This window comes from Streptomyces sp. URMC 126, from assembly GCF_051386555.1.
GTDB lineage: Bacteria > Actinomycetota > Actinomycetes > Streptomycetales > Streptomycetaceae > Streptomyces.
Genome location: NZ_JBPQTX010000361.1, coordinates 1 through 6,685 on the forward strand (window position 1 = coordinate 1; position 6,685 = coordinate 6,685).

Here is a 6,685-nt window from a genome sequence, read left to right on the forward strand (position 1 = left end):
GCCTACGACGAGCTGACCCGCCCGCCCGCCGCGCCGCGCCCCGTGTCGCAGCGGCTGCGCGCCGCGCGGGATCCGAGGGACGATGGAGACCGCGGCGCGACGGACGGCGGCGCGAGCGGCGGTACCGGCCCGGGACGACGGTCCCTCGTCCCGGCACCGGCGCCACCGTGTCCGCCCCCACCGCACGCGGGCGCAAGGAGGACCTCGCATGGGCACCACCGACGGATTCCGGACCGGCCCCGCCCGGCCCCGGCCCGCCTGGGACGAGGCGGGCAGCCTCCTCGACGTGCTCAGCGTGGCCGCCGTGGTCCTCGACCGCGAGGGCCGGATCATCCTGTGGAGCCCGCAGGCCCAGGACCTGTTCGGCTGGACCCCCGCCGAGGCGCTCGGCCAGTACGCCGCCCGGCTGCTGGTCGCCGAGGAGGACCTGGCCGTCGTCCTGGACCTGTTCGACCGGGTGATGGGCGAGGGCGAGAGCTGGGCCGGCGTCTTCCCCGTCCGCCACAAGGACGGCGGCCCCCGCCTGGTCGAACTGCGCAACGTCCGCCTGGAGGGCCCGCACGGCAGCATGTACGCCCTCGGCATCGCCACCGACCGCGAGGTCCTGCGCGACCTCGAACGGGACCTGGCGCTGTCGCTGCGCCTGGTGGCCCAGTCCCCGATCGGCCTCGCCGTCCTCGACACCGAGCTGCGCTACGTGATGGTCAACCCCGCCCTGGAGCGCATCCACGGCCTCCCCGCCGAGGAGCACCTGGGACGGCGGATCGGCGAGGTGCTGCCGTTCGTGGACGTCGAGGCGAGCGAGGCCGCCATGCGCCGGGTGCTGGCCACCGGCGAGCCGGAGCTCGACCGGTTCGTGGCGGGCGGGCTCGGCGGGGGCGAGGACGACCGGGCCCGGCTGATCTCCTACTACCGGCTGGAGGACGCGGGCGGGCACATCCTCGGCGTCGCGGCGTCCGTCCTGGACGTCACCGACCGCCACCGCGCCGATCTGGCCGCCGCCGCGGCCCGGCGCCGGCTGGCCCTGATCGCCGACGCCTCCGTGCTCATCGGCACCACCCTGGACCTCGACCAGACGGCCCACGAGCTCGCCGAGGTCGTCGTCCCGGCGCTGGCCGACGTCGCGGCCGTCGACGTCCTGGACGCCGCCCTGGAGGGCAACCGGGCGCCCGGGGGCCGCGCCACCGCGATCCGGGCCCTCGCGGTCGCCTCGGCCGGCACCCCGGGCGCCGCCGACGCCGCCCGGGCCGCCGACCCGACCGGCGAACTCGCCCACTACCCGGCCGACCGGCTGGTCGCCGAGTGCGTGGCCACCGGCCGCCCCGTCCACCTGCCCCGCGTCGGCACCCGCGACCTCCCGCGCATCGCCCGTGACACGACTGCGGCTTCCGTGCTGGCCCGGGCCGGCCTCCACTCGTACATCGCCGTCCCGCTGATCGCCCGCGGCGAGGTGCTCGGCGCCCTCGACCTCAAGCGCACCGACAACCCCGCCCCCTTCACCGAGGACGACGTGGTGCTGGCGGGCGAACTCGCGGCCCGGGCCGCCGTCTGCATCGACAACGCCCGCTGGTACCAGCGGGAACGCGCCGCCGTGCTCAGCCTCCAGCGCACCCTGCTGCCCCAGCGCCCGCCCAGCCCGCCGGGGCTGGAGGTCGCCTACCGCTACCAGCCGGCCGGCACGGCGGGCCAGGTGGGCGGCGACTGGTTCGACGTCGTTCCGCAGGACGGCGGCAAGAGCGCCCTGGTCGTCGGCGACGTCATGGGCAGCGGCATCACCGCGGCCGCCGCCATGGGCCAGCTCCGCACCGCCGCCCGGACCCTCTCCGGGCTCGCCCTCGACCCGGCCCAGGTGCTCCGGCACCTCGACCGCGCCGCCACCGGTCTGGACCAGCAGATCGCCACCTGCGTCTACGCCGTCTACGACCCGGCGGGCGGCCGCTGCTGCGTGGCCAACGCCGGGCACCTGCCGCCGGTCCTGCTGCGCGACGGCGGCCCGCCCGTCCTGCTCGACCTGCCCACCGGCGCCCCGCTGGGCGTGGGCGGCGTGCCGTTCGAGAGCGTGGCCCTGGACCTCGCCCCGGGCGACCGGCTCGTCCTCTACACGGACGGCCTGGTGGAGACCCGCGACGAGGCCCTGGACGTCCGCCTCGCGGAGCTCGTCCGCGTCCTCGACGGCCCCCGAATCGGGCTGGAGGAGACCTGCGACCTGCTGCTCTCGGTGTTCCGTCAGGGGAGCGAGGACGACGTGGCGCTGCTGATCGCCGAGGTTGGCGGCTGAGCGGGACCCGGGCGACGGGTCAGGCGCCGCCGTCCGGCGCGTTCCCGTCGGCGGGCAGGTCCCGTAAGGCGTACCGGGCCCGTGCGGCGGTGTCGAGGATGTCGTTCAGCATGCGGGACAGCTGGTCCACACGGACCGCCGACTCCTCCGCGGGCCCGTCTCCCGCCAGTTCCTTGTTCACCTGCCGGAAGACCTGCTCGTCGAGGAAGTAGGCGGCGCGCGGGATGCCCAGGCTGTCGCTGACCTTGAGCAGCGTCTCCAGGGTGAGGTTGGAGCCGTCCGCCGACTCCGCCTGGGACAGCGTCCGTTTGGAGACCCCGGCGCGCTCGGCCAGCCCCGCGAGCGTGAACGGGCCCTCGGGGTGGTGGTGGCGCACGTACCGCAGCCGCCGGGCGACATCCGCCTTGGCGGCGGTGATCCGCGCCTCCACGGACGGCCGTTCCCCGCCCCCCGCGGGCGCTCCCCCCTGCTGCATCGTCCACCCTCTCGCGCACGCTCCGACCCCAGGACTCTAACCGGCGGGGGATCGGCGGAGCCATGGAAGTGCCCGGGAGGCAAAACCGCGTTCTGTGGGTGATTGCCTGATTTGTCGAGAGCGAAGACGGAGGGAAGACGGATATGGACCGACTTTAAGTGCAATACATTGCGACTTGGGGCAGCAAGTTGCCATGGCCGGATGCGGATGACTAACGTCCGCGTCGCCGTGCGGCGCGGCCTGCTCCCGTACGGTTCGGGCGGTCCTGCCCGATTTTGACGCGTCGACGGGCCCGCGTGCGGGAGGGCCGCCGCCGGGTGACCTCGCGCCCGTCGCGGATGCCGCCGGGGCGTCGTGGCGTCAGGGCGCGGCGTGCGTCGTGCGTGGTGCGCCGTGCTTCCGGTGGCGGTCATGGCCGGCCGCACCCGTCCGTTCCTCCACGCCTGACGTCGTCGGTGGCCCTCGGCGGGGTGCGGCTCCGGTCCGGCGCCCGGTTTCCCCGCGGTGCCCCCGAGCCGTGGTCGCGCCTCGGTGGTGTTCGCGACGACGCAACCCTCCCTTGAGGCGCCGAGCGCGCCGGCGTAAGCCTGAGCGCAACCGGCACCGATCCGCGCGGCGTTCGGACCGGCCGCCGCCGCCGGATCGGGGAAGCACCCTGCCGGCGCCCGAGTCGCTCCACGGCCGCGGGCCGCCGTTCATCCGCACTCCGGCCGCCGTCCCGAGCCGACTTCGTCCTCGACCCGCGCCCGGAAGGGCGAGCGGCGGACGCCACGCCGGTACGCGTGCCGTCCCGCCGCCCCTTCTCCGGCCGGCCGCGAGCGGCCCATGACCCCCTCGTCGTAAAGCCGTTGATCTTTCTAGGTCGGGCGACCTAGTCTCGGTGCCATGCATGACGACGACATACAGACCGATCCGGCGGGCCCCGTGCTCGTGGCCGGTGGTTACGGGACGGTCGGCGCGGAGCTGGCGCGACTGGCGGCCGGGGACTGGCCGTTGCTGCTCACCGGACGGACGCCCGAGCGCGGGCGGGAGGTGGCCGCGGCCACCGGGGCCGAGGTGCGCCGCTGGGATCTGGCGGACCCGGAGCCGTTCCGGGCCCGGGTCCGCGCCGTGGTCGGCACGGTGAACGATCCCGACGACCGGATCCTGCGGGCCGCCCTGCGCGGCGGGGTGCCGTACGTGGACGTCACCCGCTGGACCGCGCGGCTCCAGCGGGCCCTGGCCGTCGCGGCCCTGACGCCGCCCCGGGCCCCGGTCCTGCTGTCGTCCGCCTGGATGGGAGGGGTGACCGCGCTGGTCGCCGCGGCGCTGGCGGACGAGCTGGGCGGCGCGGCGTCCGTCGAGATCGCCGTCCGGTACGACCTGAAGGACCGGGCGGGCGCCGACTCGGTGGAATTCATGGACCGGCTGGGGCTGGACTACGAGGCCACCGAGGGCGGCGAACGCCGCATGGTCGTGCCGTTGAGCGACGCCGGGTCCGTGGCCGTCGGCGGGCACCGCACCAAGGTGGCGCGGATCGACACGCCGGAGCAGTTCACCCTGCCGCTGTCGCTGGGCGTGGACACGGCGACCACCCGGATCGGCTTCAGCTCCGCCGCCTCGACCTCCGCCCTGCTGGCCCTCCGGCGGACGGGCTTCTTCCGCTGGGGGCGCGGGGACCGGTTCACCAAGCTGCGGCGTTCGCTGCTGTACGCGCCGGGGGACGGGGGAGAGGCCCGCTTCCGCGTCGACGTCCGCGGCAGGGCGGGCGGGCATCGCTCGGCGGTGGTCTCTGACCCGGCGGGGCAGGCCCACCTCACCGCCGTGGGCGCCTGGTGCGGGCTGCGCCGGGTGCTGGGCGCGGACGGCTCGCCGCCCCCCGTCGGCGTCGCCTTCCCCGAGGCCGCCCCGGCCCCGCGGGACGTACTGCCCGCCCTGGAGTCGGCCGGGGTGGCGGTGGACGTCACATGACCGGCGGGAAGCTGACCCGGCAGGGGAGCGCCCGCCGGGCGTCCCTGCTGGACGCCGCCGAGGCCGTGCTCGTCGCCAAGGGGAACGCGGACGCGTCCCTGCGGGCCGTCGCCGCCGAGGCGGGCGTCCGCCTCGGACACCTCCAGCACTACTTCCCCACTCGGGCCGACCTGGTCAGGGCGGTGCTGGAACGGGCCCTTGACCGCTCGCTGGAGCGGCTGACCGGCCCGGCCGGTCTCGGCGGCCCGGACGGCCCGGGCCCCGACCCGGCCGAGGCCGTGGCCGTCGTCCTCGCCGAACAGGAGGATCCCCACCTCGTTCGGCTGTTCGTCGAGATCTGGGCCCTCGCGGCGCGGGACGAGGCCATCGCGGAAGCGGTCCGCGCCTTCTACCGCCGCTACGCGGACCACGTGACCGCCTACGTCCGGACCCTCCGCCCGGACTGGCCCGCCGAACGCTGCCGGGGCCGCGCCGAGACCTTCGTGGCCCTGGCCGAGGGCGCGTCCCTACTGCGCTCCGGCATCGCGGGCCACCGCTCGGCGGCGACGGACGCCCATCTCGTCGAGGCGGCGATCCGGCTGCTGCGGGACTGAGCCGGGCGGCGGGTGGCGGCGGCGCCGGCCGGGGTCAGGCCGGGCGTGCACCGGCTCGGCGCCGCCGGACGCCACCGGGCGCGAGCGGACGCGCCGCCCCTCCGTACCCGGGCGGAGTCGCAGGATCCGGGACACTCCGAACGCCTGGACGGCGAAGACCGAGCAGAAGGCGATCCGGTAGTCGTCGCCGGTGGCGTCCAGCAGCACGCCGACCGCCAGCAGCGTCGTCATCGAGGCGACGAACCCGCCCATGTTGACGATGCCCGAGGCGGTGCCCTGCCGCTCCGGCGGGTTCGCGGGGCGCGCGAAGTCGAAGCCGACCACCGACGCCGGGCCGCACGCGCCGAGCACCAGGCACAGCACCGACAGCAGCCACACCGGCGCGTGCGCCCCCGGCCAGCCGAGTACCGCCGCGAACGCCAGGGCGGTCGCGGCCACCGTGCCGAGCGCCAGCGCCGTCCGGGCGGCGGGACGGCGGGAGATCAGCTGCCCGTACACCGGTCCGACCGTCATGGCGGACAGCACGGAGAGGGTGAGCAGACCGCCGGCCGCCTCCCGGGACAGGCCCTGCCCCTGGACGAGGAAGGGGAGCCCCCACAGCAGCATGAACACCGTCGCCGGGAACTGGGCCGTGAAGTGGACCCACATGCCCAGCCGGGTGCCCGGCTCCCGCCAGGCGGCGGCGATCTGCCGCCGCACGGACGCCGACCCCGACGCCTCCGCGGCCCGCGCGGGTGCCGGCGCGTGCCCCTCCGGGTGGTCCTTGAGGAAGAACAGGGTCAGGAGCAGGACCACGGCACCGGCCGCCGCGCTGCCCGCGAAGGTCGCGGTCCAGCCGAGTCCGTGCAGCGCCCGGGGGACGACGAGCGTGGAGACCAGGTTGCCGACCGTGCCGAACAGGGCCGCCACCTGCGAGATCACCGGGGCCCGGTGGGCGGGGAACCAGCGCGAGCCCAGCCGCAGCACGCTGATGAACGTCATGGCGTCCCCGCAGCCGAGCAGCGCGCGCGAGGCCAGCGCCGTGCCGTACGTCGGGCTCAGGGCGAAGCCGAGCTGGCCGGCGGTGAACAGCGCGGCGCCGAGCATGAGCACCCGCTTGGTGCCGAGCCGGTCGATCATCAGCCCGACGGGGATCTGCATGGCCGCGTAGATCAGCAGCTGGAGGATCGAGAACGTCGAGAGCGCGGACGCGTTGATGTGGAAGCGGTCCGCGGCGTCGAGCCCCGCGACCCCGAGGCTGGTCCGGAAGACGATCGCGACGAGGTACACGCAGACGCCGACACCCCACACCGCCATGGCCCGCCGCCCGCCGGGAGCCTCCTCACCGGACGCGGAGAAGGGAGAGGTGAGGGGAGTGGGGAGAACGCGGGCAGGGCTGGGCATGTCTCT

At 75.9% G+C, this 6,685-nt stretch carries 5 protein-coding genes; 3 read left to right on the forward strand and 2 right to left on the reverse strand.

The genetic code is table 11. The features are described from left to right. Positions 1-208: 208 nt before the first annotated feature. A complete protein-coding gene (locus tag ACSNOK_RS29120) occupies positions 209-2,278 on the forward strand; it encodes a SpoIIE family protein phosphatase (protein ID WP_436783782.1) in 2,070 nt (689 codons plus the stop codon). Between the two features lie 19 nt (positions 2,279-2,297). Here the strand turns inward: ACSNOK_RS29120 and ACSNOK_RS29125 are convergent, their stop codons facing one another. Continuing rightward, entirely contained in the window at positions 2,298-2,753 is a 456-nt protein-coding gene (locus ACSNOK_RS29125) for a helix-turn-helix domain-containing protein (protein ID WP_436783783.1), read from the reverse strand. A gap of 885 nt (positions 2,754-3,638) precedes the next feature. Here ACSNOK_RS29125 and ACSNOK_RS29130 point away from each other — a divergent pair. Continuing rightward, positions 3,639-4,703, forward strand: coding sequence for a saccharopine dehydrogenase (locus ACSNOK_RS29130; protein WP_436783784.1), 1,065 nt, complete (start codon positions 3,639-3,641; stop codon positions 4,701-4,703). Next, positions 4,700-5,296, forward strand: a complete 597-nt coding sequence (locus ACSNOK_RS29135) for a TetR/AcrR family transcriptional regulator (protein ID WP_436783785.1) — start codon at positions 4,700-4,702, stop codon at positions 5,294-5,296. The genes ACSNOK_RS29130 and ACSNOK_RS29135 overlap by 4 nt, the downstream gene beginning before the upstream one ends. Here ACSNOK_RS29135 and ACSNOK_RS29140 read toward each other — a convergent pair. Next, positions 5,210-6,592 carry an MFS transporter gene (locus tag ACSNOK_RS29140; protein WP_436783786.1) on the reverse strand — a complete coding sequence of 461 codons (1,383 nt, stop codon included), beginning with the start codon at positions 6,590-6,592 and terminating at the stop codon, positions 5,210-5,212. The genes ACSNOK_RS29135 and ACSNOK_RS29140 overlap by 87 nt on opposite strands. Positions 6,593-6,685 lie beyond the last annotated feature (93 nt).

Coding starts and splice junctions, on each gene's coding strand:
- ACSNOK_RS29120 (WP_436783782.1), top strand. CDS start 209: ATGGGCACCACCGACGGATTCCGGACCGGCCCCGCCCGGCCCCGGCCC.
- ACSNOK_RS29125 (WP_436783783.1), bottom strand. CDS start 2,753: ATGCAGCAGGGGGGAGCGCCCGCGGGGGGCGGGGAACGGCCGTCCGTG.
- ACSNOK_RS29130 (WP_436783784.1), top strand. CDS start 3,639: ATGCATGACGACGACATACAGACCGATCCGGCGGGCCCCGTGCTCGTG.
- ACSNOK_RS29135 (WP_436783785.1), top strand. CDS start 4,700: ATGACCGGCGGGAAGCTGACCCGGCAGGGGAGCGCCCGCCGGGCGTCC.
- ACSNOK_RS29140 (WP_436783786.1), bottom strand. CDS start 6,592: ATGGCGGTGTGGGGTGTCGGCGTCTGCGTGTACCTCGTCGCGATCGTC.